The following is a 22,170-nucleotide window of genomic DNA, read 5'->3' on the forward strand; positions in this document are numbered from 1 at the left end:
CGGATATACCCGACTACTCTGCGTTAAATCGGCAGGCCTGGGCCACGGCGGACGGGTTGCTCTCGTGCACCATGTGCCCGTCTTTCTGGAGCCTGACCAGGCGGGCGCGCAGGTCGTGGGCCAGCGCCTCCTGGCAGCGGTCGCGCCTGCCCGCGCTGATCACCACCGCCCTGACGTCGGGGAAACGGTGTTCCTGCCGGATCTCCAGCAGGTCGGCCGCCATGTCGCGGTAGGCGAGCCACTCCCCCGCCCCCGCCGCCAGGTGCGCGCCGTCCTTGCCCGCGGGGACGGCGAGCGCGTGCAGGCCCCAGGTGCCGCCCAGGGCGGGCAGCCAGCGGCCGACGGCCCTGCCGAGCTTGGTCGTACGGCGTTGCTCCTTCGACTCGCAGCTCGGGTCCACCAGGACCAGGCCGCTGACGCGCAGGGGGTGCAGCCGGGCGAACGCCTCGGCGTGCCAGGCGGCCATGGAGTGCGCGACCACGGTGACGCGCTGGGGGTGGCCGGGGGCGAGCGCCGCCAGGCGGGCGGCCTCGCCGTACAGGGTGGGTGGGGTGGGGCTCGCCGGGCTGTCGCCCAGTCCCGGGCGGTCGAAGCGGATCACCGTGTGGTCCTTGGCCAGGTCGGCGGCGACGGCGTCCCACTGCGCGCAGGTGCCGCCCAGACCGGAGGCGAGCAGTACGGCGGGGCCCGAGCCCTCGCTGACGACGTGCTGCCTGCCCGGGGGCTCGTGGGCGACGTCGGAGGTGGCGAGCCTGATGGCGAGGTAGAACAGCCAGGCGGCGACGAGCAGCACCTGGGCGCGCTGGGCCACCCCGACGGGGCCGTGCAGCGGTACGGCCACCAGCGTGACCAGCGTCGCCACCAGCGTGGCGGCCGCGATCACCCAGGCCACGCGCGAACGCCAGATCCTCGCCAGGACGACCATGGAGATCAGCACGCTCGCGGTGGCGGCGACGCTGGTGAAGGTGTGGATCAGCGGGCCGCCGTCGCAGGCGGGGTCGCTGAGGGCCGCGCAGTCGAGCGGGAACACGCCGTCCGCGATCGTGAACACCCCGAACGCGGCCAGCGCCAGCCACCCGAGCCACTCCTTGGGCACTCTGGGCACGACCGCGACCCCCAGGAGGGTGAGCAGCCCGGTGAGCGCGTCGGTGAGCCTGAACAGCACGGACCAGGGCTGGTTCTTGGCGGCCAGCTCGCTGAGATAGCCGTGTGTCCTGTCCACTGCCGGGGTGGCGAACTGGCCGGGGATCCACGCGCTGTAGAACACGGCGGCGACGACGAACGCCCCGACCGCGACCATGACCAACCTTCGCTCCACGTGATCATTAGATCACCTTCAGCGATCAAGCTCTCGGGCGGGTGAGGGCGTCGACGGCGGCCTGGGAGGTTTCGATGACGATGGTGTGGTAGCTCTCGATGCGGGAGATCACCGCCTCCCGCGGGCCTTCCAGCCACTCCTGGCTGCTGTAGAAGGCCTCCTCCTGCTGCTGGTGGGCGTCCAGGGACGGGAAGGCGCGCATGATGTACGCCTCCTCCCAGTCCGGCTGCTCCCTGACCAGCGACGCGCCGTAGTCGACCACCGTGATGCCGTGCTTCTCCAGCATCGGCACCGCCTCCTCGTGCATCACCCGCACGAACGCGTCAGTGGTGCCGGGCTTGAGGCGATAGGTGCGGATCTCCAGAATCATGCCCGCAATGTAGCGCTCAGAGCCCCGGCGCGCCCCAGACCGGGAACCACCGGCCGAGGTCCTCCTCGATCTTCAACTCCCCGGTGAGCGCGGCCCGCCCCTGGAGCTCCAGCGCGTTGTCCCTGCGCTGGCCGTCCAGCGGGGCGAACGGGTAGAACGTGCCCCGCTTGTACAGGTACACCACGGCCAGCCGGCGCCCGCGCTGGTCGGCGAAGGACACCAGCGAGCACAGCAGCGACGGCCCGAACCCGGCGCCCTCCAGCGAGGAGTTGACCGCGTGCAGCTCGGTGACGAGGTCGCTGAGCGCGGACGGCTCCCGGCGCACCAGCAGCCAGGTGTAGCCGTAGGAGTCGCGCGACTCCTCGACGCGCTGGCCGAGCAGCGCCTTGACGTCGGCCTCCAGGGTGGCGAACGCGCCGCCCTCCGCTGCTCTGAAGCACACGGAGCCCAGGCCGGTGGGCTCCAGCCCGGTGGCCGCCTGGAGGGTGACGGCGGCGGAGGGGAGGGCGAAGAGGGCGTCGAGGTTCGGCTTGGCTGGCTGCGAACGGCCCAGCAACGCGTCAAGCCACTTCATCGACCCCAACCCCAAATCTCACCAGCCCACCACACACCAACACCCCGGACCACTCACCGCACCCGCGCCCCGGGCCACCACTCACCCACCCTGCAACACACCGCGCCCCGGACCGCTCACCCGCCTGCCAGCCATGCAGCGGGATCGGGCGCCACTGCTCTCCGCACGTGGGAGTGAAGCCCCAACGAGGCTCCTGTCCACGGGACGCCCGTTCATGGGGGGCCGCTCCGTGCGGGGATGCTCATGTGATCACCCATGGGGCGGTCTCCCCCCGTGGCAACGTGCACGTTCCGGGTGACCGTACGGAAAGACCGTCATCGGCCCAGCTCCGCCGAGATGCGGGCCAGTTGCTCCAGACGCTGCTCCAACGGCGGGTGGGTGGAGAACAGCGACGAGATGCTCTTCCCCGACAGCGCCGGCGTGAAGTAGAAGGCGTTGAACGGCTGCGCCTCGCGCAGATCCCTCGTCGGGATCCTCGCGATGTCCCCGGTCACCTTGGTCAGCGCGCTCGCCAGGACCGACGGCTGCTGCGTGAGCAACGCCCCCGCCCGGTCGGCCGCCAGCTCCCGGTAACGCGACAACGCCCGCGTGAGCAGGAAGCTGATCGCGTAGACGACCATCGACACCAGCATGATGATCAGCCCGACCGGCAGCCCGCCCTGGTTGGAGTCCCTGCTCCGCCCCAGCCCGCTGTAAAGCGCGAACCTGGTCATCAGCCCGGCCACGATCCCGAGGAACGACGCGATCGTCATCACCGCCACGTCGCGGTGCGCGACGTGCGAGAGCTCGTGCGCCAGCACGCCTTCGAGCTCCTGCGGCTCCAGCCGCCGCATGATCCCCGTCGTCACGCACACGACGGCGTGTTTCTGGTCCCGCCCCGTGGCGAACGCGTTGGGGACGTCGGAGTCGGCGATCGCCACCCGGGGTTTGGGCATGTCGGCCATGGCGCACAGCCGGTCGATCATGCCGTGCAGCTCGGGGGCCTCCTGCGGGCTGACCTCCCGCCCGTGCATCGCGAACAACGCGATCCTGTCGGACAGGAAGTACTGCACCAGCAGGAAGCCGCCGGCGATCAACAGCACGGTGATCGCTCCGACGCCGACGGCGATCAGAGCGGCCACGAAGGCGACGTACAGCAGCCCGATGAGGAACATCGTCAGAACCATGCGCCTGGTCAGGCCACGGTCCGACGCGAACCGGGTAGCCATCGGCTAACCCGGGATGAGCCCCGAGTCGCCAAGCATCTCCCGGACTTCCTCGATGGAGGCGTCCGCGGGGGGCAGGATCAGCTCTGACGGCTCAAGGCTGTCGTCGGGAAGGGCCTTGCCCACCTGGCGGACCTTCTCCAGCAGCGCGTGCAGCGCGACGCGGAATCTCTCCTCGTCGTCGGCGCCGATGGCGGATTCGAGCTCGCTGTCGAGCTCGTTGAGCACGGCGACGTCGTCAGCCGCGATCTCCACCTGGCCTTCGCCCATGACTCTGATGATCATGCGCCCTCCCCCGGGTGGGGCAGCTGCTGCGTCTGCGGAGCCTGCTGGGGCTGCGGCTGAGCGGCCGGCTGCGCCGGGCCGGGCTCGATGGCGCTCTTGGGCGCCGGGCCCTGGCCGAGCTCGGCCTTCATCCTGGCGAGCTCCAGCTCGACGTCCATGCCGCCGCCCATGCGGTCGAGCTCGGCCTGGATGTCGTCGCCGCGGGTGCCGGTGAAGTCGTCGAGCGCACCGCTGGCGAGCAGCTCGTCGATGGCGCCTGCGCGCGCCTGCATCTGAGCCGTCTTGTCCTCGGCGCGCTGGATCGCGAGACCCACGTCGCCCATCTCCTCGGAGATGCCGGAGAACGCCTCGTTGATGCGCGTCTGCGCCTCGGCGGCGGTGTAGGTCGCCTTGATGGTCTCCTTCTTGGTGCGGAAGGCGTCCACCTTGGCCTGGAGCCGCTGGGAAGCCGTGGTGAGCTTCTCCTCCTCGGCCTGCAGGTTGTCGTGCTGCAACTTGAGGTCGGCCATCTGCGTCTGCAGATTGGACCTGCGCTGCAGCGCCTCACGCGCCAAGTCCTCACGCCCGACGGACAGCGCCTTGCGGCCCTGCTCCTCATAGCGCTTGGCCTGCGCGTCGATTCCGTTCATCTGGAGCTCGACCCGCTTGCGCGAAGTGGCGACGTCGGCCACCCCCCTGCGCACCTTCTGCAGCAGCTCGAGCTGCCGCTGGTACGAGTAGTCAAGGGTCTCGCGCGGATCCTCCATCTTGTCCAGGGCCTTGTTGGCCTTGGACTTGAAGATCATTGAAAGTCTCTTCATCACGCTCATGCGCGTCGGCCGTCCCCTTCTTAGGTCGTGCTGTTGGTCACCCACTGCAGCGCAGCCGCCTTGGGATTACCCTACGCATAACGCACGGAGGCGTCACTAAGTTGCAGTCCAGGTAGGGTTAACGCGTGTTGCGACGCCGATCCCAAACCTCCGTGGACGACACCCCCGTCCCCGCTGACGATCCTAAGCCCCAGGGCAAGGGACGTCCTACTCCCAAGCGCCGGGACGCCGAAGGCTCACGCCGCCGGCCGGTCACGGCTCCCAAGGACCGCAAAGAGGCCTACAAGGTCGCCAGGGCCAAGCAGGCCGCCGACCGGGACAGGGCTCGCAAGGGCATGCTGGCCGGCGACGAGAAGTATTTCCCGGCCCGCGACCGCGGTCCTGCGAAGAAGTTCGCCCGCGAATGGGTTGACTCCCGGCGGCTGCCGAGCCAGTACTTCCTGCCGTTCTCGCTGCTGATCCTGGTCGCCACCTGGATCCCGTGGCCCACCGAGATCCGCAACGTGGTGCTCGGCTGGGTCATCACGATCGGGTGGCCGCTGATGATGTTCGGCGTGCTGTTCACCTCGGTCTACGTGGCGTGGAAGGTGAAGCGCGAGGCCGCGGCCAAGCTTCCCGGGGAGAGCATGAAGGGGGTCGGGTTCTACGCGGCCATGCGGGCGCTGCAGATCCGCAAGCTCCGCTTCCCGCCGCCGCAGGTGCTTCCTGGCGGCAAGCCGGTCCCTCCGAAGAAGTGACTTTCCTGTACGGCTCCCGCCGTACAGGAAAAGAAGGTCAGTCGCTACCACATGCGGCGGCGAAAACCTCTTCCCAGCCGGGCTCTGCCGGTGCCTGGCAGCTGAAGGACGGCTCCCACGTGACCTCGTAGTTCTCGGTGGTGGACTCGTCATAGTGCGGGAAGACAGAGTTCTCCAGCCACTGTTGCGCGCAGAAGAGCAGGCCCAGCACGACGACCACGGCCGCCCAGCGCTGCACCCTGCGGCGCGCCACGGGCTCCTCGGGCAGGCTCGGGAGCGGCAGGTCGGGCAGGCGCGGCGGTTTCGGCGGCGGCTTGTCGTAACGCGCCAGATCCGCCTCGGTAGGCCTCCCCAGCACGGGCACCGGCGGCCACGACGCCACGACCTCGGGAGTTTCTGGCTCCCTGAGCGGTGTTCTCCGCCTTCTCAGTAAGGCGAGTGCGGCGGCTGCGGCCAGGGCGGCGGCGAGGACGGCCAGCGCAAGCCGTACACCAAGAGATCTTCGCGACACCAGGCGCACCCTATCCCAAGCCTCGTGAAACTTCTGATTTCCCGATGATCTTGCCAACCACCCCGGTGTAAAGAACGTCACACCCGTTGGGGAGAGCAAGGAAGATCAACGGGGAGTGACAAGTGAAGACGAGCAGACGGGGATTCCTCGGTGTTGCCGTGGGGACGGCAGCGACCATCGCGACGGCGAACCGCGCCGAGGCAGCGGAACCACTCATCGAACCGGCCACCGACCTGCCCGGCGTCGACGCGCCGAGCACAGCCACGCTGACACCGTTCGCGGACGCGCTGCCTGTTCCGCCGGTGCTCAGGCCGCGGGCGAGGGAAGTCACGCTGGAGATGCGCTCGGTGCGCAGGCGGCTGCACTCGCAACTGCCGCCGACGCGGCTGTGGACGTACGAGGGCTGCTTTCCCGGCCCGACGATCGAGGTACGGCGCGGCCAGAAGGTGCGCGTCGGCTGGACCAACCGCATCGAGGGCGAGAACGTGCCCGTCACGGCCGTCCAGGTGCCCGCGGGGCCCGCGGTCCCGGTCAACCAGCCAGGACGCGACGGCGCCACGCCCAGGGCTGACGTGGCGGCGATCCCGCCGTGGCTGGTGGTGCACCTGCACGGCGCGATCACCGGCGCCGGCAACGACGGGTGGTCGGAGAACGGCCTGGCGAGCGGGGAGACGCAGGCCGTCGAGTACCTGAACGACCAGCCGTCCACCGCCCTCTGGTACCACGACCACGGGATGCACGTGGGCACGTGGACGGTGTTCTCGGGGCTGCTCGGCGCTTACCTGATCAGGGACGACGAGGAGGAGGCGCTCGGGCTGCCGCGGGGCAGGCAGGAGATCCCGCTGATCCTGTGCGACCGCAACCTGGACACCACGGCGGACGGGCTGCTGACCGGCGACCTGCTGCACAAGGTGCAGATCACCGCGACCAGCCCGAAGGTGGTGACCAGGGCGTTCGCCGGGCCGTACACGCTGGTCAACGGGGTGATCTGGCCTTACCTGGACGTTGATCCACGCTGGTACCGGTTCCGGGTGCTCAACGCCTCCAACGCGCGCACCTACCGGTTGCAGCTCGTCGACGAGAGCACGGGGCAGCCGGTGGTGGGTGCGGTCAAGCAGATCGGGTCGGACGGCGGGCTGCTGCCTTCGCCGGTTTCCTTGGACGGGGCGCTGGTGCTGTCTCCGGCGGAGCGGGCGGACCTGCTGGTCGACTTCAGGGCGTTACGCGGGAAGCGGGTCAAGCTGGTCAACACCGCTCCCGGGGTCGCGCCTGGGGCGCCTGCGCCGTCGGCGAACATCCCGTTTCCCGAGGTGATGCAGTTCAGGGTGGCTGATCGGCGGCCGAACGACGGGTTCACGCTGCCTGCCGTGGTGTCCCCTAGCTTCAGGCGGACGACGCACGACGACATTCCCGCCGATCACGGGCACCGGCTGGTGCTGACGATGGTCGGGGGCGGGGACCACGCGCAGATGTGGGAGATGGAGGAGGACCCGGCTGCCACGCCTGGGGCGGAGGGGGTGGTGCAGGTCGACGGGAGGACGTATCGGCGGATCGCGCGGATGCCGGATGACCAGGTCAACTTCTTCGCCGCGGTGGGCGGGTGGGAGGTGTGGACGTTCCTCAACGTGGCGCCGGCGTTGCACCCGATGCACATCCACCTGATGCGCTTCCAGCTCCTTTCCCGTGACATTTACGACATTTCCGGCATCGACATCGCGGGCGGGACGACTCGCAGGCCGCTGGCGCGTACGGGACCGGGTGTCGTGGACCCCAACGAGCAGGGGTGGAAGGACGTCGTCAGGGTGGGTCAGGCGGAGGCGGTGAAGGTCGCGGGACGCTTCAAGGGCGGGTCGGGGCGGTATGCGTACCACTGCCATCTGCTGGAACACCAGGACGAGGGGATGATGCGGCCGCTGGTCGTCTTCCCCCCGGCGGTGCTGGCCCTGCGGGGGGCCCACGACCACCACCCCCATTTCCTCACCGACAACCGCTAACCGCCTTCTGGGGGGTTCCGAGGACCACCCCTCTGAGTGGCCAGGGCTTTCGAGGGAGTGCCCCTCACTTGACCGACCCTCCCTTTGAAGACCCGAGAGCTTCAAAGACACGAGAGGGGGCTCCCGCCGCACGAAGCCGGGCGTCGTGGGACCGGGCGTCGCGGGCCGCCGCGTCGTGGGACCGGGCGTCGCGGGCCGCCGCGTCCCAGGAGCGGGTCTCACGGGCCGCGGGTCTCACGCGGTGGTGCGGCCCTTGGGGCTGGTCACGGGGTTGTTGTGGGGTGCCAGGTCAGGCGGCCTCGTGATGCCTTGGGGAGGTAGCCGTTCAGGGGGTGTCTGCCTTCCAGTGCGTCGGCGGTTGTGCTCAGGAAGGCGTAGTAAGCACCGGCCTCCGACAGTGGGGGTTGGCCTGGGGCGAAGGGGAGGGTGGCGGCATTCGACGTGCAGGTGGCGCGCCACTCGTCGCGGATCTCGCGGATGCTTCTCGTCCCTCCGCCCGGCAGGGGGAAGCCGCCGTTGTGGCGCAGGAGGGAGGCGCGGAGGTCGTCGGGGAAGTCGAGGCCTGTCTGCGACTCGGCGATCGCGATCGTCCGTGCCCTCCCCGGTGACGTCAGGACCGCGTACGACTTGGGTGCGTTCGTCTGGAGCCAGCGTTCGATCCTGTGCCACTGGCGGTTGACGGCCCGCCGTACGGAGGGGTCGAGGGGGCGGATCGCCAGCGGTCGGCGGGTGGGCGCGCACGGGTCCGATACAGCGCCAGGGGTCGGCGTGCCGGTGGCTGAGGTCGGTGGGTTGGTGGTGGGGAAAGCGGAGGTCTGCGGCCCCGACGGGCTTCCCGTCCCAGGTGGGGTGCCCGTTCCAAGCGGGGTTTCTGTGCGGGAAACGGCTGGCGGGGCTTCGGCGCGGGATCCGCCGGTGCCGCCGTCGGCGGCTCTGGCCATGGCGTACACCCCGGCCGCGATCATCAGCGCCACCACGACGCACGCGAGCAACACCACGATCCACACCCGCCGCCGCGGCTCAGGCGCAGGCGCGGGGATCACCACGGCGGCAGGTGGGCGGCGGCGCAGGCGGAGGGCTATCGCGACCATCACCGCGGCGGTCAGCGCCAGCCGTACGAGACTCAGCACCCGTCGCACCCTAGTCGGGAAGCTCCCATGCCAGTTCCCCCTCCTCCACCTCTGGCACCCACCCGTCCAGGTCGCCGCCCTTCTCCAGCACGTCGGCCGTCCACTTCAGCAACGCGTAGTACGACCGCCGCCACGGGTCCTCCGGCGCGAACGACGTGCCTTCCTCGTTGAAGTACCAGCCGACGTCGCCGACCACGGAGTCCAGCACCAGGTTGCCCCCGTCCCCGAAGTCGCCGAACGGGATCATCCTGGAGCTCCACCACGAGTTGCGCGGGTCCCCCTCGTCGCCGGGGTCGATCTCGCACATCATCGTCCAGGTGTGGACGATCTCCTCCACAGACATGTTCCAGTGCCCGAGGAAGCCGAAGCCGCTCTCGCTGCTGCCGTCGTGCCTGAGCAGCGAGGCGCGCAGCGAGTCGGGGAAGCGCAGCCCCAGCTTGGCCTCAGCCTTGGCAATGTCGCCGGGTGAGGCGGGCGGGGCGAGCCGGGCGTGGGTCCTGGGCGCGTGCACGCGCAGCCAGGCCTCGATCCGCCGCCACTGCCGGTCGACCGCCTTCCGCACCTTGGCCGTCACTGGTCGTACGGCAGGCGCGCGCACAGGCGGATCGCACCCGGCCTCGCGCGGGAAGTCGGGCACGTAGTCGACGTTCCCGTCGGAGTCGACCGGCTCCAGGGGCGACGGATCGGGGGCGACCGGCTCCGGGTCCGAGGTGTCGGCGGGCTCCGGAGAATCTCGCTCCCTCACGAAGATGGCGTACTTGCACTCCGATCCCGCGCAGCCCGCAGGTGCCACGGCGGCCGTCGGCTTGGCGAACGTCCACGTCTCGAAGAACTGGGCGCAGCCGCCCAGCACCAGCGCCGCCGCGACCAACGCCGCCCACAACGTCCACGAACGCCCGCGCACCGGAGCAGGCTGAGCCACCGGTTCCGGGCGCGCGCCCGACGAGCGGCGGCGCAGCCGTACGACGATGGCAGCGAGGACGGCCGCGGTGAGAACCGCCCTGACGAGCTTCAGCACAGATCAATAGATATCGGGTTTTGTCCGACGACAGAGGCGGTTCGGGGTGATCTTGCGCCCGCACGCAGGGTGACGTTCCGCATGCCGATAAAGTCGTATGCATGGAATTCCGTCACCTCGGCCGCAGCGGCCTCCGCATCAGCGAGATCAGCTACGGCAACTGGATCACCCACGGCTCCCAGGTCGAGGAGGACGCCGCCAAGGAGTGCGTGAAGGCGGCGCTCGACGAGGGCATCACCACCTTCGACACCGCTGACGTCTACGCGGGCACCAAGGCGGAAGAGGTTCTCGGCCGCGCGCTGCACGGCGTGCGCAGGGAGTCGCTGGAGATCTTCACCAAGGTCTACTGGCCGACCGGCCCGGGTCAGAACGACCGCGGCCTGTCGCGCAAGCACGTCACCGAGTCCATCCACGCCTCGCTGCGCCGCCTCCAGACCGACTACGTCGACCTGTACCAGGCCCACCGCTTCGACTACGCGACGCCGCTGGAAGAGACGCTGAAGACCTTCGACGACCTGGTACGCCAGGGCAAGGTCCTCTACGTCGGCGTCAGCGAGTGGACGGCCGACCAGATCGCCCAGGCGCTGAAGATCGCCGACGACATGGGCTTCGACCGGATCATCTCGAACCAGCCGCAATACTCCATGCTCTGGCGCGTCATCGAGTCCGAGGTCGTGCCGCTGAGCGAGGCGGAGGGCGTCAGCCAGATCGTGTGGTCGCCGATCGCGCAGGGTGTGCTCACCGGCAAGTACCTGCCAGGCCAGCCCGCTCCGGCCGGTTCGCGCGCCACCGACCCGAGCGGCGGCAACTTCATCAAGTCGATGCTCAACGACGACGTGCTCACCCGCGTCCAGCAGCTCAAGCCCGTCGCCGACGACCTGGGCCTGACGATGGCGCAGCTGGCCGTCGCGTGGGTGCTGCAGAACAAGAACGTCGCCAGCGCGATCGTCGGGGCGACCAGGCCCGAGCAGGTGCGCGACAACGTCAAGGCGGCGGGCGTGAAGCTCGAAGCCGACGTGATGAAGCGCATCGACGAGATCCTCGACCCGGTCGTCGAGCGCGACCCGGCCAAGACCGTCAGCCCGGCCACCCGCCCGTAATTCACGTTCATAAAGAAAAGCCCCGTGTGTCACACGGGGCTTTTTCCATTACTCGGGTCTCAATGACATTCCCGCGTATTCAACGCGGTCCTCTTCGAGCAGCGCGACCTGCTCGACGCCGCCTTCCAGCAGCTCACGCCAGTTCTCGCCGAGCCAGGACTCGGCGTCTGCCTGGCTCGGGAAAACCTCGCGCGGCAAAGGGCGATCTGTTACCTCACCACCATTTGCATTTTCATAACGCCATCGCCATGTCATGCCATACGCTCCTTTTTCCGCGGGTTCGCCGGCGCACCCTCCGACGGCACGAGAACCCTACTCCCGAGCATGGAGGTCAATCGATGCTGCGCGCATTCCGTGTCGCCGGATTCGCCATCGCCGCGACACTGCTCATGTCCGCCCCCGCCCTCGCCGATCCGTCCATCGCACCGGGCGGCCCCGTTCCCGGCGCGCCCGACCCGAACGTCCCCCGGCTGTGGAGCCTGTGGGAGAGCGACGGCACGGCGTGGCTGGCCACGGCGGTCACCGACGTCCCGGACGACGGTTCCGTCATCGGCTGGCGCTTCTCCGCCTCTCCTGACGGCACGGCCACGGAACCGCCGGGCGGTGAGATGCCCGCCTTCGAGGCCGTCTGCGGTAAGGATCCCGCCGCGTCGGGGCACAAGCGGGTCGTGATCGCCGTGGACTTCGGCGACGCGGACAGCGACGCCTACCCCGGCGAGCAGCCGCCCTCGGCAGCGCTGCTGAAGTGCGTGAACGGCGCGGAGAGCGCGACGGCCACGCAGTTGCTCGCGCTGGCCGCCAAGGCGCGGGTGGACGACAAGGGGGTGCCGCTGGCGATCAACGACTACCCGTCGAAGGAGAAGGGCGGCACGCCGCTGGCCGACGCGCCCGCCCAGCAGGAGGCCGCCGGTGGCGGGCTGCCGATGGGGTGGATCCTGGGCGGTGCGGGCGCGGTCGTGCTGCTCGCGGGTGGAGCCTTCGTCGCCACCCGCCGCCGCACGAAGGTGTCATCCTGATCGGGTGCTGATCGAATTCCTCGGTACGGCGGGGCCGAGCGGCTGGCCGGAACCCGGGTGCCCGTGCGCCTCGTGCGGCGGGCTCCCGCAGGGCCACCGCCGCCCGACCGAGATCGTCGTGGACGGCGTCCGCCTCGACCCGGACGCCGCCCACCCCGGCCTGCTCTTCCACAGGGCGAGCACCGCAGAAGCGGCCGGATCTACGGACGTGCCAGGGTCTACGGACGTGGCCGGATCTGCGGGCGCGGCCCGGCCTACGGACACGGCCTCGTTTGCGGGCGTGGCCGGATCTGCGGGCGTGGCGGGGGCTTTCGAGGTGGTTGTGGCTGATCTCGACGGGCTTCCCGGGCTGCTGGCCGGGCTTCGGGCGCGGGGGCTCGTCACGCCCGCCACGCGGGTGTTCGCGGTGGGCGTGGATCACCGGGTGCGCTCGGAGGAGGAGCTGGCCCGGAGGCTGGCGTATTGGGGGGCGCGAGCCGTACCCGACGGGACGGTCGTCGACACCCGGCAATCAGCCACCGAACCCCCCGTGGCGAGGCGGGCGCTGGTGCTCGGCGGGTCGAGGTCGGGCAAGTCGGCCGAGGCGGAGCTGCGGCTGCTGGCTGAGCCGCACGTCACGTATGTCGCCACAGGTCCGAGCGGCGAGGACGACCCCGAGTGGCGCGCCCGCGTCGAGGCCCACCAGACGCGGCGGCCCGCCCGGTGGGCCACCCTGGAGACCACGGACCTGGCTGGGGCGATCGAGAAGGCCACCACGCCGCTCCTCATCGACGGGCTGGGCACCTGGATCGCCTCGGTCATGTGGACGGACGGGGAACGGCTGGCGGAGCGTTGCGACGAGCTCGTGACCGCGTGGCGGCACGCGCCGACCCGCATCGTGGCGGTCTCGGACGAGGTGGGGCTGGGCGTAGTGCCGTCCACCTCCAGCGGCAGAGCGTTCCGCGACGCCCTGGGCGCCCTCAACCAGCGCCTGGCCGCCGAGTCCGAGGACGTGACGCTGGTGATCGCCGGACGGGTCATGCGCCTCTAGAAGCGACCCCGGAGACTCGCCAAGCGCCAGCCCCCCGAGCCCTTGAGGTCTTTGAGGTGCTGAGGTGTCGGATTTGGCGGGCTGATGGGTGTTGAGGCTCTTGAGGCGGTGGGTGTGGGGTCTAGGGGCGCAGGGCTCGGGCGTACCAGCGGCCGTCGAGGTGGTCGACGTGCAGAGGCCGCCCGAAGCACTCCGAGAGGTTCCCCGACGTGAGCACCTCGCGCACCGGCCCCGCCGCCTGCACGCGGGCGTCGCGCATGAGGAGCGCGTGCGTGGTCGTGGCGGGCACCTCCTCCAGGTGGTGCGTCACCGTCACCGTGGTCAGCACCGGCCGCGTCGACGCGAGGTCCTCGATCGCCGCGATCAGGTCCTCCCGCGCGGGCAGGTCGAGCCCGGCGAACGGCTCGTCGAGCAGCAACACCGCCGGATCCGACATCAACGCCCTGGCCACCCGGATCCGCGCCCGCTCCCCCTGCGAGCACACGCGGAACGCCCGGTCGGCCAGGTCCTTGCACCCCAGGTCGGCCAGCATCCGCAGGGCCCGCTCGCGCTCGGCCGGGCCGTACTTGTCCCAGAGCGGGGCGCTGGTCCCGGTGTGCCCGGTCAGCACCACGGTGAGCGCCGTGGCGCCTTCCTCCTCCATGAGGTCCTCGTCGACCAGCCGCTGGCTGGCCGCGACCAGCCCGATGTGGCGGCGCAGGGCGCGCAGGTCGACGCTGCCCAGCCGGTGCCCGAGGACCGCCGCGGTGCCCTCCGTCGGATGACGTACGGCGGAGGCCAGCGACAGCAACGTCGTCTTCCCGGCCCCGTTCGGCCCGAGGACCACCCAGTGCTCGCCGTATTCCACCCGCCAGTCGATCCCGGCGAGCAGCGTCCTGCCGACCACCTTGACGACGACCCCGTCCAGTTCCAGCGCATGCATCCGGCCACTTTATTGTTCCGTTGTGCTCTTTCAGGACATCAACCGCCTCACCGGCTACGACGAGCGGCAGCGCATGATCCCGACCGACCGGGACGCGCTCGCCGCGCTCGTGGCCGCCGTGCGCGACCCCGAGGACTACGCGACGCTCCGCGCGCTGGGGGTGGGGCTGTTGCTGCTGGGCGAGTACGAGGCCGCCAAAAAGCGCCTGAGTCAGGCGCTGGAGCTGGCGGAGAACGACCGGATGCGGCTGGCGGCGATGGTCAACCTGGCCGACGCCCACCGGTATTCGGGCGACGCCGGGACCTCGGAAGAGCTCCTCCGGGAGGCGCTGGAGCTGGCGCGGGGGGCGGTGGGGGACATGGTGTCCTTCCCGCTGCAGCACCTGGGGAAGACGCTCGGGGAGCTGGGGCGGGTCGAGGAGGCGCGTGAGGTGCTCCTGGAGGCGCTCGCGCTGCGCCAGGGGCAACCCGAGCTGGTCGCCGGCACCGAGGCGGCGCTGCGGCTGCTGGAGACGTCCTGATGGGCCTGCGGTTCGCGGTGGGGACGCTGAGCGTCTTTCCCGTGCGGGTCACCCGGGTGGACAGGGAGGTCGCCGGGCGGGCCATGGTGCTCGCGCCGGTCGTCGGGCTGGCGCTCGGGCTGGTGGCGGCTCTCCCCCTGCTGGCCGACCGGGGGTTGCTGGGGGCGGCGCTGGCGGTGGGTCTGCTCGCCGCGCTCACGCGCGGCCTGCACCTGGACGGCCTGGCCGATCTGGCGGACGGGCTGGGGAGCGGCAAACCGGCCGCTCAAGCGCTGGACATCATGAAAAAATCGGATATCGGGCCGTTCGGGGTCGTGGCGCTGGTGTGCACGCTCCTCATCCAGGTCGCGGCCGTGGCGCAGGCGGGCCCGGTGGCGCTGGTGGTCGCGTGCGTGACCGGGCGGCTGGCGCTCACGTGGGCGTGCAGGTTCGGGGTCCCCGCCGCACGTCCCGGTGGTCTCGGCGCGATGGTCGCGGGCACCGTACGGCCCGCGCTGGCATGGACGGCCACCATCGTGGTGATGGCTGCTGCCGCGCTCGCCGGGTGGACCTTCGTGCTCCCCCTGGCTGTTGCCGCGGGCCTCGGGGCGGCGTTGTTGCTTCTCCGTCACGCCACCCGCAGGCTCGGCGGCGTCACCGGCGACGTGCTCGGCGCCCTCGTGGAGACCGCCACCGCCACCGCCCTCGTCGTCACCGCTCTACTGGGCTGAACCTCAGCAACGCGAACCCCAGCACGGCCAGCAACCCCCACCCGACGAGCCCGGTGAAACCCGCGATGGCCAGGTTCGGCGGCGACTGCGCGTCGCCGGTCGCCACCAGCAGCGCCGGGGTCACCGCGTTGATCGACGCGTGCGCCACCACCGCGGGCCAGATGCTGCCGGACCGCAGCCGCAACCATCCCATGACCACCCCGGCGAGTACGCAGAACCCGACGAAGTACAGCGCCGCCCACGGCCCCAGGCCGGGGTAGTTGTAGCCGAGCAACGTCAGCGGCGCGTGCCACACCCCCCAGATCACCCCGGACAGCACCAGCCCGCCCACCACCCCGCGCGAGGCCACCAGCCGCGGCAGCAGCCACCCGCGCCACCCCCACTCCTCGCCGAACGTGAAGATCGCGTTGAGCAGTGGCCCGGCGATCACGGCCCCGGCCACCTGCGCGACAGCCACCGGAGCGAGATTCTCCGGAGCACGCGCGCCCAGCACCTCGCGCAGCACGCTAAAACCGGCCAGGTCGAGCGAGACCAGCCCGAGACCGGCGCTGATCAGCTGGGCGGCCACGATGAGCACCGGCACCCCGACCCAGGCGCCCACGACGAGCAGCGCCGTCCTGACCTTCGACCCGCCCAGGGTGAGCCCGGTCTCGGCCGCCCACTGCTTGAAGGGCGTACGGCTGAGCGCCCAGACGGCCAGCACGCCCAGCGTCGGCGTGAACATCATCACCACGGCCAGGAACCCGAAGGACGGCGTGGCCAGCCCGTCGCCGAGCCAGAGGGGAAGCGCGACCAGCCAGGACAGGCCGAACGCGACGGCCAGGAAAACGCGAAGCACGGGGACACTCCATTTCACGGTCAGGGGGGACGGCGCGTGAGCATGAGGCACTGATGGGGATCGGCGGGGAGGAAGGGCTCGTGCCGGTGGGTCATGAGCTCACCCGCTCCTCGATCAGCGCGTTGATCAGGGAGGCCCCGCGCGCCGCGTCGTCCACGCTGATCACGAGCTGCCCGCCGGACCGGTACCGCAGCACCAGGCAGTCGCCGCCGCGCAGCATGATCGCCGCGCTGCCCGGCAGGCCGCGCAGCCCCCAGCCGCCGACCTGGCTCGGGAACCGCTGCTCCGACCACGCCTTCTCGATCTTCGACAGGCGGATCCTGCGCACCGGCCACCCGAACGGCCCGAACCCGACGGCCACGCCGTTCTCGCTGACCCGCACCGCGATCGTCGAGCACAGCAGCCCGGCCACCAGGAGGATCGCCATCGCGGGCAGCAGCGCCCAGGTGACGGCGGGCCGGCCGACACCGAACAGCTGCAGGACACCCATGACCACCAGCACGACGGCGGGGAGCGCGGCCAGGAGCGAGAGCCAGGGGTTGGTCAGCCGCGAGACCCACACGGAACGCTGTCCCGCGCGCAGCTTGAGCTGCGGCGGCGTCTCGCCGGGCAGCGGAGGCTGGTCGGGGGCGCCCCTGCCCAGGTATCCGGCGGCGAAGGCCGCGACCAGCGCGCCGCCGACCGTGACCACCAGGGAGGCGCCGCGCAGCGCGGCCTCCTGCCAGGACGGCCGGTCGAGGTTGGCCCAGAGCGTGGACAGCTGCATGCCGACCGCGAACACGCCCATGCCGAACAGCGAGCCCCACCAGTACATCCGGCTGAGCCTGCGGGCGAACAGCCCGCCGTGCAGGGCCAGGCCCATGAGCACCGCCCAGCTCACCAGCCAGACGGCCAGGCTCGTGACGGCCACGATGAGCAGCGTGTCAGCCCGGTCGGGACCGTCGCCCGACCAGTGGACGGCGAGCGGGTCGGGCAGCCGGTCACGCAGGGCCAGGGGGACGGTCACGAGCACGGCGGTGACGAGAAGTCCCCACACGGCTCCGACGACCTTGGGGCCGTGCCTATTCGTGCCCTCACTTCGTTCGGTCATGGCAACTCCTTGATGATGTCGATGAGGTCCGTACGGCGGTAGCCGTACCGTTTGGCCTCTTCCAGCAGCTCACGCGCCCGCTGGACGATCACGGCGCGGCCGTCGGCCTGGCGGGCGACGCTGACGCCGCGCCCCCGCCTGAACTCCAGCAGCCCCTCGTCGCGAAGGTCGCGCAGGGCGCGCAGCACGGTGTTGGCGTTGATGCCCAGCGCGTCGGCCAGGTCGCGGGCCGGCGGGAGGCGGTCGCCCTCGGCGTAGGCGCCCTCGCCGATCGCGCGCCTGATGGCCCCGGCGACCTGTTCGTGGAGGGGCCGGGGGTCGTTGAGATCCAGCGTCAGCAACATGATGCCAATGACGCTAGCACCATTCCACGAATGACGCTAGTTGAAGTAGCTCCATATTGGTGGGATGAACCCTCGTTTATGATTAGGTACAAACCCTGGATAGCATCGGTTTACGTGACCACAGTGCGGCTGAACTCAGCAGACCCCGTCTCATATGACACCGACGCTCTGATCGTCGGTTTCCACGTCGCTCCCGATGGCCTGACCCCCACGGCGGAAGGGCTCGACGCGGCCTTCGGCGGCAAGCTCGCCAACTCCCTCACCTCGGTCGGCTTCTCCGGCAAGCCCGGCGAGCTGGCCAAGGTCCCGACGTTCGGGGCGATCGCCGCTCCGCTGCTCGTCGCCGTGGGGCTGGGTGAGTCGCACGACCTGGAGGGCCTGCGCCGCGCCGCCGGCGCCGCCGTACGCGCCCTGGCGGGGACGCAGCGGGCCGCCGTCGCGCTGCCCGCGTCCGCCGACGGCGAGGCCGAGGCCGTCTCGCTGGGCGCGCTGCTCGGCGCCTACTCCTTCGGCAAGTACCGCTCCGAGGACAAGGCGCCCGTCGCCGAGCTGACCGTCCTGGGCGAGGGCTCCGCCGACCGCGCCGCCGTACTCGCCGAGTCCGTCGCCCTGGTCCGTGACCTGGTCAACACCGCGCCGTCGGACCTCTGGCCGGGCAAGTTCGCCGAGATCGCCGAGCAGACCGGCACCAAGGCCGGCCTGACCGTCGAGGTGCTCGACGAGAAGCAGCTCAAGGACGCCGGCTACGGCGGCATCGTGGGCGTCGGCCAGGGCTCGGTCAACCCGCCCCGCCTGGTCCGCCTCTCCTACAGCCACCCCGAGGCCGCCAAGACGCTGGCCTTCGTCGGCAAGGGCATCACGTTCGACTCGGGCGGCCTGTCGCTCAAGCCGTCCGCCTCCATGGACTGGATGAAGTCCGACATGGGCGGCGCGGGCGCGGTCTTCGGCGCGCTGGTCGCCATCGCCAAGCTCGGGCTCAAGGTCAACGCCATCGGCTACCTCTGCCTGGCCGAGAACATGCCCTCCGGCACGGCACAGCGCCCCTCCGACGTGCTGCACAGCTACAGCGGCAAGACCGTCGAGGTCCTCGACACCGACGCCGAGGGCCGCCTGGTCCTCATGGACGGCATCGCCCGCGCGGCCGAGGACAACCCCGACCTGATCGTCGACATCGCCACCCTCACCGGCGCGCAGATCGTCGCCCTCGGCTGGCGTACGGCCGGCGTCATGTCCAACGACGACGACGTCCGCGACCTCGTCGTCGAGGTCGCCGGCGAGCAGGGCGAGGGCGCCTGGGGCATGCCGCTGCCCGAGGAGCTGCGCAAGGGTCTCGACTCCCCCGTCGCCGACCTGGCCAACCTGCACCCCGAGCGCTGGGGCGGCATGCTCACGGCGGGCATCTTCCTGCGCGAGTTCGTGCCGGACGGCGTCAAGTGGGCGCACATCGACATGGCGGGACCCGCGTTCAACAAGGGCGAGCCGCACGGCTACACCCCCAAGGGCGGCACCGGCGCCATCACCCGCACACTCATCGGACTCGCCGAGCGGCACGCAAGCGCCTGAAACAAGTGAAAAGATGACGGCATCACATTCCGACAAGGAGCTTTCCTGTGGCCTATGACATCGTCGTCCTAGGTGGCGGTAGCGGCGGCTACGCCTGCGCGCTGCGGGCGGCAGAGCTGGGCAAGACCGTCGCGCTGATCGAGAAGGACAAGATCGGCGGTACCTGCCTGCACCGTGGGTGCATCCCCACCAAGGCCCTGCTGCACTCCGCCGAGGTCGCCGACGAGACGCGCGAGAGCGAGAGCTTCGGCGTCAAGGCCCGCTTCGACGGCATCGACGTCCCCGGCGTGCACGCGTTCAAGGACAAGATCGTCACGCGCGCCTGGAAGGGCGTGCAGGGACTGTTGAAGTCCGCCGGCGTCACCGTCGTCGAGGGTGAGGGCAAGCTGGTCGGCCCGAAGCAGATCCAGGTCGGCTCCGAGGTCTACGAGGGTGCCAACATCGTCCTCGCGACCGGCTCGGCGCCCAGGTCGCTGCCCGGCCTCGACATCGACGGCGAGCGGATCATCACCAGCGAGCACACACTCCGCATGGAACGGGTCCCCGCCTCGGTGATCGTGCTGGGCGGCGGCGTCATCGGCGTCGAGCTGGCCAGCGTCTACCGCTCCTTCGGCGCCGAGGTCACCATCGTCGAGGCGCTGCCGCACCTGCTGCCGCTGGAGGAGGAGTCGAGCTCCAAGCTGCTGGAGCGCGCCTTCCGCCGCCGCGGCATCAAGTACGAGCTCGGCGTCTACTTCGAGGGCGTCAAGACGACCGATACCGGCGTCATCGTCACCCTGGCCAACGGCAAGACCCTCGACGCCGAGCTGCTGCTCGTCGCCGTGGGCCGCGGCGCGGTCTCCTCCGGCATGGGCTTCGAGGAGCAGGGCATCGCCGTCGAGCGCGGCACCGTCACGGTCGACGAGCACTGCCAGACCTCGGTGCCCGGCGTCTACGCGATCGGCGACCTCATCCCGACCCTGCAGCTCGCCCACGCCGGCTTCGCCGAGGGCATCCTGGTGGCCGAGCACATCGCCGGGCTCAACCCGCCGCCGATCGACTACGACGGCGTGCCGCGCATCACCTACTCCGACCCCGAGGTCGCCTCCGTCGGCATCACCTCGGCCCAGGCCCGCGAGCGCGGCCTGGAGATCGTCGAGCAGGTCTACGACCTGGCGGGCAACCCCAAGAGCCAGATTCTCGGCACCGCGGGCGCCGTCAAGGTCATCGCCCAGAAGGACGGCCCGGTCGTGGGCGTCCACATGGTGGGCCGCCGGATCGGTGAACTCGTCACCGAGGGGCAGCTCCTCTACAACTGGGAGGCGCTGCCGTCCGAGGTCGCCCAGCTGATCCACGCGCATCCGACGCAGTCGGAGGCCGTCGGCGAGGCCATGCTGGCCCTCGCCGGCAAGCCGCTTCACGTACACAACTAACAAAGCCCTCGATAGCGAGAGAAGAAACGATGCCGGTCTCTGTACAGATGCCCCAGCTCGGCGAGAGCGTGACCGAGGGCACGGTAACCCGTTGGCTGAAGAAGGAGGGCGAGCGCGTCGAAGCCGACGAGCCGCTCCTCGAAGTGTCGACCGACAAGGTCGACACCGAGATCCCGTCGCCTTCGGCGGGCATCCTCACCAAGATTGTCGTGGCCGAGGACGAGACGGTCGAGGTCGGCGCCGAGCTTGCCGTGATCGACGAGAACGGCCAGGCCGGTGCCCCCGCGCAGGAGGCGCCCGCTGCCCAGGCCGAGCCTGAGCCCGCTCCTGCCGCCTCGTCGATCCCGCAGCCCGAGCCCACCCCGGCTCCGGCCCCTGCGCCCGCTCCGGCACCCGCGCCCGCCCCTGCTCCGGCCCCGGCTCCGGCTCCTGCCCCGGCGCAGCCCGCCTCGTTCCAGCAGCAGGCGCAGCCGTCCCCGATCGCCACGACGCCGGCTGCCGCGCCGTCGCCGCTGCCTTCCTCGGGTGACAGCCCCTACGTCACGCCGCTGGTGCGCAAGCTCGCCAACGAGCACGGCGTCGACCTGGAGGCGCTCACCGGCACCGGTGTCGGTGGCCGCATCCGCAAGCAGGACGTGCTCGAGGCCGCCAAGTCGCAGCGCGAGCAGGCAGCGGCGCCCGCCGCCGCTCCGGCCGCCGCAGCTCCGGCTCAGGCAGCTCCCGCGGCTCCCGCTGCCCAGGCTCCGGCCGCCCCGGTCGCCGCCGCTCCGGCCGCCGCTCCCGAGGCCGTCGAGGTCGACACGACCCTGCGCGGCCGTACGGAGAAGATGTCGCGCCTGCGCCAGACGATGTCCAAGCGCCTGGTGGAGTCGCTGCAGACCGCGGCGCAGCTCACCACGGTCGTCGAGGTCGACGTCACCAAGATCGCGCGCCTGCGCGACCAGGCCAAGGCCGACTTCCAGCGCCGCGAGGGCGTCAAGCTGTCGTTCATGCCGTTCTTCGAGATGGCCGCGATCGAGGCGCTCAAGCAGCACCCGAAGCTGAACGCCACGATCAACAACGAGACCATGGAGGTGACCTACTTCGACGTCGAGCACCTCGGCATCGCGGTGGACACCGAGCGCGGCCTCATCGCGGCGGTCATCAAGAACGCCGGCGACCTCAACCTGGCCGGGCTCGCCCGCAAGACGGCCGACCTGGCCGAGCGCACGCGCGCCAACAAGGTCACGCCCGACGAGATCACGGGCGGCACGTTCACGCTGACCAACACCGGGTCGCGCGGGGCGCTGTTCGACACCCCGATCCTCAACCAGCCGCAGGTCGGCATGCTGGGGACCGGCGCGGTCGTGAAGCGTCCCGTGGTGCGTGACACGCCTGAGGGCGAGGTCATCGCGGTGCGCTCGATGGTGTACCTGGCGCTGACCTACGACCACCGCCTGGTGGACGGGGCGGACGCGGCGCGCTTCCTGGTCACGATCAAGAAGCGCCTGGAAGAGGGCCGCTTCGAGGCGCAGCTGGGCCTCGCGTAGTTTTCCGCTGAGAGGGGCGGGGGGGGGGGGGGGGGGCCCCCCCCCCCCCGGGGGTGGGGGGGGGGGGGGGGGGGGCCCGGCGCCCCCCCCCCCCCGAGCAAAAAAAACCGGCCGGGGACGACCCCCCCCCCCCCCCCGCCGGGGC

At 70.8% G+C, this 22,170-nt stretch carries 24 protein-coding genes; 10 read left to right on the top strand and 14 right to left on the bottom strand.

Going from position 1 to position 22,170, the window contains the following annotated elements; translation table 11 throughout:
• Positions 1-13: 13 nt before the first annotated feature.
• From ACIBG8_RS17980 to ACIBG8_RS18005, 6 genes are all read right to left on the bottom strand, one after another.
• Positions 14-1,318: an alpha/beta fold hydrolase gene (locus ACIBG8_RS17980; protein WP_397343850.1), complete on the bottom strand. Its 1,305-nt coding sequence runs from the start codon at positions 1,316-1,318 to the stop codon at positions 14-16.
• Between the two features lie 25 nt (positions 1,319-1,343).
• On the bottom strand, positions 1,344-1,688 hold the full coding sequence (locus ACIBG8_RS17985; protein WP_397343851.1) for an NIPSNAP family protein: 345 nt from the start codon (positions 1,686-1,688) through the stop codon (positions 1,344-1,346).
• 16 nt (positions 1,689-1,704) lie between these two features.
• Entirely contained in the window at positions 1,705-2,262 is a 558-nt protein-coding gene (locus ACIBG8_RS17990; protein ID WP_397343852.1) for a hypothetical protein, read from the bottom strand.
• Between the two features lie 314 nt (positions 2,263-2,576).
• Positions 2,577-3,470 carry a zinc metalloprotease HtpX gene (htpX, locus tag ACIBG8_RS17995; RefSeq protein ID WP_397343853.1) on the bottom strand — a complete coding sequence of 298 codons (894 nt, stop codon included), beginning with the start codon at positions 3,468-3,470 and terminating at the stop codon, positions 2,577-2,579.
• A 3-nt stretch (positions 3,471-3,473) separates the two neighbouring features.
• Entirely contained in the window at positions 3,474-3,752 is a 279-nt protein-coding gene (locus ACIBG8_RS18000; protein ID WP_397343854.1) for a hypothetical protein, read from the bottom strand.
• Positions 3,749-4,561: a PspA/IM30 family protein gene (locus ACIBG8_RS18005; RefSeq protein ID WP_397343855.1), complete on the bottom strand. Its 813-nt coding sequence runs from the start codon at positions 4,559-4,561 to the stop codon at positions 3,749-3,751. The genes ACIBG8_RS18000 and ACIBG8_RS18005 overlap by 4 nt, the downstream gene beginning before the upstream one ends.
• A gap of 125 nt (positions 4,562-4,686) precedes the next feature.
• Between ACIBG8_RS18005 and ACIBG8_RS18010 the strand changes: the two genes are divergently transcribed.
• Positions 4,687-5,298, top strand: a complete 612-nt coding sequence (locus tag ACIBG8_RS18010) for a DUF3043 domain-containing protein (RefSeq protein WP_397343856.1) — start codon at positions 4,687-4,689, stop codon at positions 5,296-5,298.
• 37 nt (positions 5,299-5,335) lie between these two features.
• Here ACIBG8_RS18010 and ACIBG8_RS18015 read toward each other — a convergent pair whose 3' ends face one another.
• The gene (locus ACIBG8_RS18015; protein WP_397343857.1) at positions 5,336-5,809 is read right to left on the bottom strand and encodes a hypothetical protein; all 474 of its coding nucleotides are present in this window, start codon (positions 5,807-5,809) and stop codon (positions 5,336-5,338) included.
• A gap of 122 nt (positions 5,810-5,931) precedes the next feature.
• Between ACIBG8_RS18015 and ACIBG8_RS18020 the strand changes: the two genes are divergently transcribed.
• Positions 5,932-7,803, top strand: a complete 1,872-nt coding sequence (locus ACIBG8_RS18020) for a multicopper oxidase family protein (protein WP_397343858.1) — start codon at positions 5,932-5,934, stop codon at positions 7,801-7,803.
• A 263-nt stretch (positions 7,804-8,066) separates the two neighbouring features.
• On the opposite strand, the gene ACIBG8_RS18025 is transcribed toward ACIBG8_RS18020, so the two are convergent.
• A complete protein-coding gene (locus ACIBG8_RS18025) occupies positions 8,067-8,933 on the bottom strand; it encodes an SMI1/KNR4 family protein (RefSeq protein ID WP_397343859.1) in 867 nt (288 codons plus the stop codon).
• Between the two features lie 10 nt (positions 8,934-8,943).
• Entirely contained in the window at positions 8,944-9,951 is a 1,008-nt protein-coding gene (locus ACIBG8_RS18030; RefSeq protein WP_397343860.1) for an SMI1/KNR4 family protein, read from the bottom strand.
• Between the two features lie 101 nt (positions 9,952-10,052).
• Between ACIBG8_RS18030 and ACIBG8_RS18035 the strand changes: the two genes are divergently transcribed.
• Complete coding sequence (locus ACIBG8_RS18035) at positions 10,053-11,051, top strand: aldo/keto reductase family protein (protein WP_397343861.1); 999 nt, start codon at positions 10,053-10,055, stop codon at positions 11,049-11,051.
• A gap of 48 nt (positions 11,052-11,099) precedes the next feature.
• Here ACIBG8_RS18035 and ACIBG8_RS18040 read toward each other — a convergent pair whose 3' ends face one another.
• Positions 11,100-11,306, bottom strand: a complete 207-nt coding sequence (locus tag ACIBG8_RS18040) for a hypothetical protein (protein ID WP_397343862.1) — start codon at positions 11,304-11,306, stop codon at positions 11,100-11,102.
• A gap of 83 nt (positions 11,307-11,389) precedes the next feature.
• On the opposite strand from ACIBG8_RS18040, the gene ACIBG8_RS18045 reads away from it, so the two are divergent.
• A complete protein-coding gene (locus tag ACIBG8_RS18045) occupies positions 11,390-12,067 on the top strand; it encodes an SCO2322 family protein (RefSeq protein WP_397343863.1) in 678 nt (225 codons plus the stop codon).
• A 4-nt stretch (positions 12,068-12,071) separates the two neighbouring features.
• On the top strand, positions 12,072-13,097 hold the full coding sequence (locus tag ACIBG8_RS18050; protein ID WP_397343864.1) for a bifunctional adenosylcobinamide kinase/adenosylcobinamide-phosphate guanylyltransferase: 1,026 nt from the start codon (positions 12,072-12,074) through the stop codon (positions 13,095-13,097).
• A gap of 121 nt (positions 13,098-13,218) precedes the next feature.
• Here the strand turns inward: ACIBG8_RS18050 and ACIBG8_RS18055 are convergent, their stop codons facing one another.
• Complete coding sequence (locus tag ACIBG8_RS18055) at positions 13,219-14,019, bottom strand: ABC transporter ATP-binding protein (protein WP_397343865.1); 801 nt, start codon at positions 14,017-14,019, stop codon at positions 13,219-13,221.
• A 22-nt stretch (positions 14,020-14,041) separates the two neighbouring features.
• Here ACIBG8_RS18055 and ACIBG8_RS18060 point away from each other — a divergent pair, with 22 nt between their 5' ends.
• Both ACIBG8_RS18060 and ACIBG8_RS18065 read left to right on the top strand, forming a co-directional pair.
• The gene (locus tag ACIBG8_RS18060; RefSeq protein ID WP_397343867.1) at positions 14,042-14,539 is read left to right on the top strand and encodes a tetratricopeptide repeat protein; all 498 of its coding nucleotides are present in this window, start codon (positions 14,042-14,044) and stop codon (positions 14,537-14,539) included.
• Positions 14,539-15,249: an adenosylcobinamide-GDP ribazoletransferase gene (locus ACIBG8_RS18065; RefSeq protein WP_397343868.1), complete on the top strand. Its 711-nt coding sequence runs from the start codon at positions 14,539-14,541 to the stop codon at positions 15,247-15,249. Before ACIBG8_RS18060 ends, ACIBG8_RS18065 begins: the two co-directional genes overlap by 1 nt.
• On the opposite strand, the gene ACIBG8_RS18070 is transcribed toward ACIBG8_RS18065, so the two are convergent.
• The 3 genes from ACIBG8_RS18070 to ACIBG8_RS18080 all read right to left on the bottom strand — a co-directional run bounded on the left by ACIBG8_RS18070 (position 15,230) and on the right by ACIBG8_RS18080 (position 17,521).
• A complete protein-coding gene (locus ACIBG8_RS18070) occupies positions 15,230-16,087 on the bottom strand; it encodes a lysostaphin resistance A-like protein (protein WP_397343869.1) in 858 nt (285 codons plus the stop codon). The genes ACIBG8_RS18065 and ACIBG8_RS18070 overlap by 20 nt on opposite strands.
• Positions 16,088-16,178: 91 nt before the next feature.
• A complete protein-coding gene (locus ACIBG8_RS18075) occupies positions 16,179-17,177 on the bottom strand; it encodes a hypothetical protein (protein ID WP_397343870.1) in 999 nt (332 codons plus the stop codon).
• Positions 17,174-17,521 carry a GntR family transcriptional regulator gene (locus tag ACIBG8_RS18080; RefSeq protein ID WP_397343871.1) on the bottom strand — a complete coding sequence of 116 codons (348 nt, stop codon included), beginning with the start codon at positions 17,519-17,521 and terminating at the stop codon, positions 17,174-17,176. Before ACIBG8_RS18080 ends, ACIBG8_RS18075 begins: the two co-directional genes overlap by 4 nt.
• Positions 17,522-17,635: 114 nt before the next feature.
• On the opposite strand from ACIBG8_RS18080, the gene ACIBG8_RS18085 reads away from it, so the two are divergent.
• The 3 genes from ACIBG8_RS18085 to ACIBG8_RS18095 are packed head-to-tail and all read left to right on the top strand — an operon-like array spanning position 17,636 to position 22,025.
• Complete coding sequence (locus ACIBG8_RS18085; RefSeq protein WP_397343872.1) at positions 17,636-19,084, top strand: leucyl aminopeptidase; 1,449 nt, start codon at positions 17,636-17,638, stop codon at positions 19,082-19,084.
• Between the two features lie 47 nt (positions 19,085-19,131).
• Positions 19,132-20,496, top strand: coding sequence for a dihydrolipoyl dehydrogenase (gene lpdA / locus ACIBG8_RS18090; RefSeq protein WP_397343873.1), 1,365 nt, complete (start codon positions 19,132-19,134; stop codon positions 20,494-20,496).
• A 29-nt stretch (positions 20,497-20,525) separates the two neighbouring features.
• Positions 20,526-22,025: a 2-oxo acid dehydrogenase subunit E2 gene (locus ACIBG8_RS18095; RefSeq protein ID WP_397343874.1), complete on the top strand. Its 1,500-nt coding sequence runs from the start codon at positions 20,526-20,528 to the stop codon at positions 22,023-22,025.
• Positions 22,026-22,170 lie beyond the last annotated feature (145 nt).

This window comes from Nonomuraea sp. NPDC050556 (assembly GCF_044457355.1).
GTDB lineage: Bacteria > Actinomycetota > Actinomycetes > Streptosporangiales > Streptosporangiaceae > Nonomuraea.

Bases quoted from the DNA above. Each gene is read 5' to 3' on its own strand.
- ACIBG8_RS17985 (WP_397343851.1), bottom strand. From the start codon at position 1,688: ATGATTCTGGAGATCCGCACCTATCGCCTCAAGCCCGGCACCACTGAC.
- ACIBG8_RS17990 (WP_397343852.1), bottom strand. From the start codon at position 2,262: ATGAAGTGGCTTGACGCGTTGCTGGGCCGTTCGCAGCCAGCCAAGCCG.
- htpX (WP_397343853.1), bottom strand. From the start codon at position 3,470: ATGGCTACCCGGTTCGCGTCGGACCGTGGCCTGACCAGGCGCATGGTT.
- ACIBG8_RS18000 (WP_397343854.1), bottom strand. From the start codon at position 3,752: ATGATCATCAGAGTCATGGGCGAAGGCCAGGTGGAGATCGCGGCTGAC.
- ACIBG8_RS18005 (WP_397343855.1), bottom strand. From the start codon at position 4,561: ATGAGCGTGATGAAGAGACTTTCAATGATCTTCAAGTCCAAGGCCAAC.
- ACIBG8_RS18035 (WP_397343861.1), top strand. From the start codon at position 10,053: ATGGAATTCCGTCACCTCGGCCGCAGCGGCCTCCGCATCAGCGAGATC.
- ACIBG8_RS18040 (WP_397343862.1), bottom strand. From the start codon at position 11,306: ATGACATGGCGATGGCGTTATGAAAATGCAAATGGTGGTGAGGTAACA.
- ACIBG8_RS18045 (WP_397343863.1), top strand. From the start codon at position 11,390: ATGCTGCGCGCATTCCGTGTCGCCGGATTCGCCATCGCCGCGACACTG.
- ACIBG8_RS18055 (WP_397343865.1), bottom strand. From the start codon at position 14,019: ATGCATGCGCTGGAACTGGACGGGGTCGTCGTCAAGGTGGTCGGCAGG.
- ACIBG8_RS18065 (WP_397343868.1), top strand. From the start codon at position 14,539: ATGGGCCTGCGGTTCGCGGTGGGGACGCTGAGCGTCTTTCCCGTGCGG.
- ACIBG8_RS18075 (WP_397343870.1), bottom strand. From the start codon at position 17,177: ATGACCGAACGAAGTGAGGGCACGAATAGGCACGGCCCCAAGGTCGTC.
- ACIBG8_RS18080 (WP_397343871.1), bottom strand. From the start codon at position 17,521: ATGTTGCTGACGCTGGATCTCAACGACCCCCGGCCCCTCCACGAACAG.
- ACIBG8_RS18095 (WP_397343874.1), top strand. From the start codon at position 20,526: ATGCCGGTCTCTGTACAGATGCCCCAGCTCGGCGAGAGCGTGACCGAG.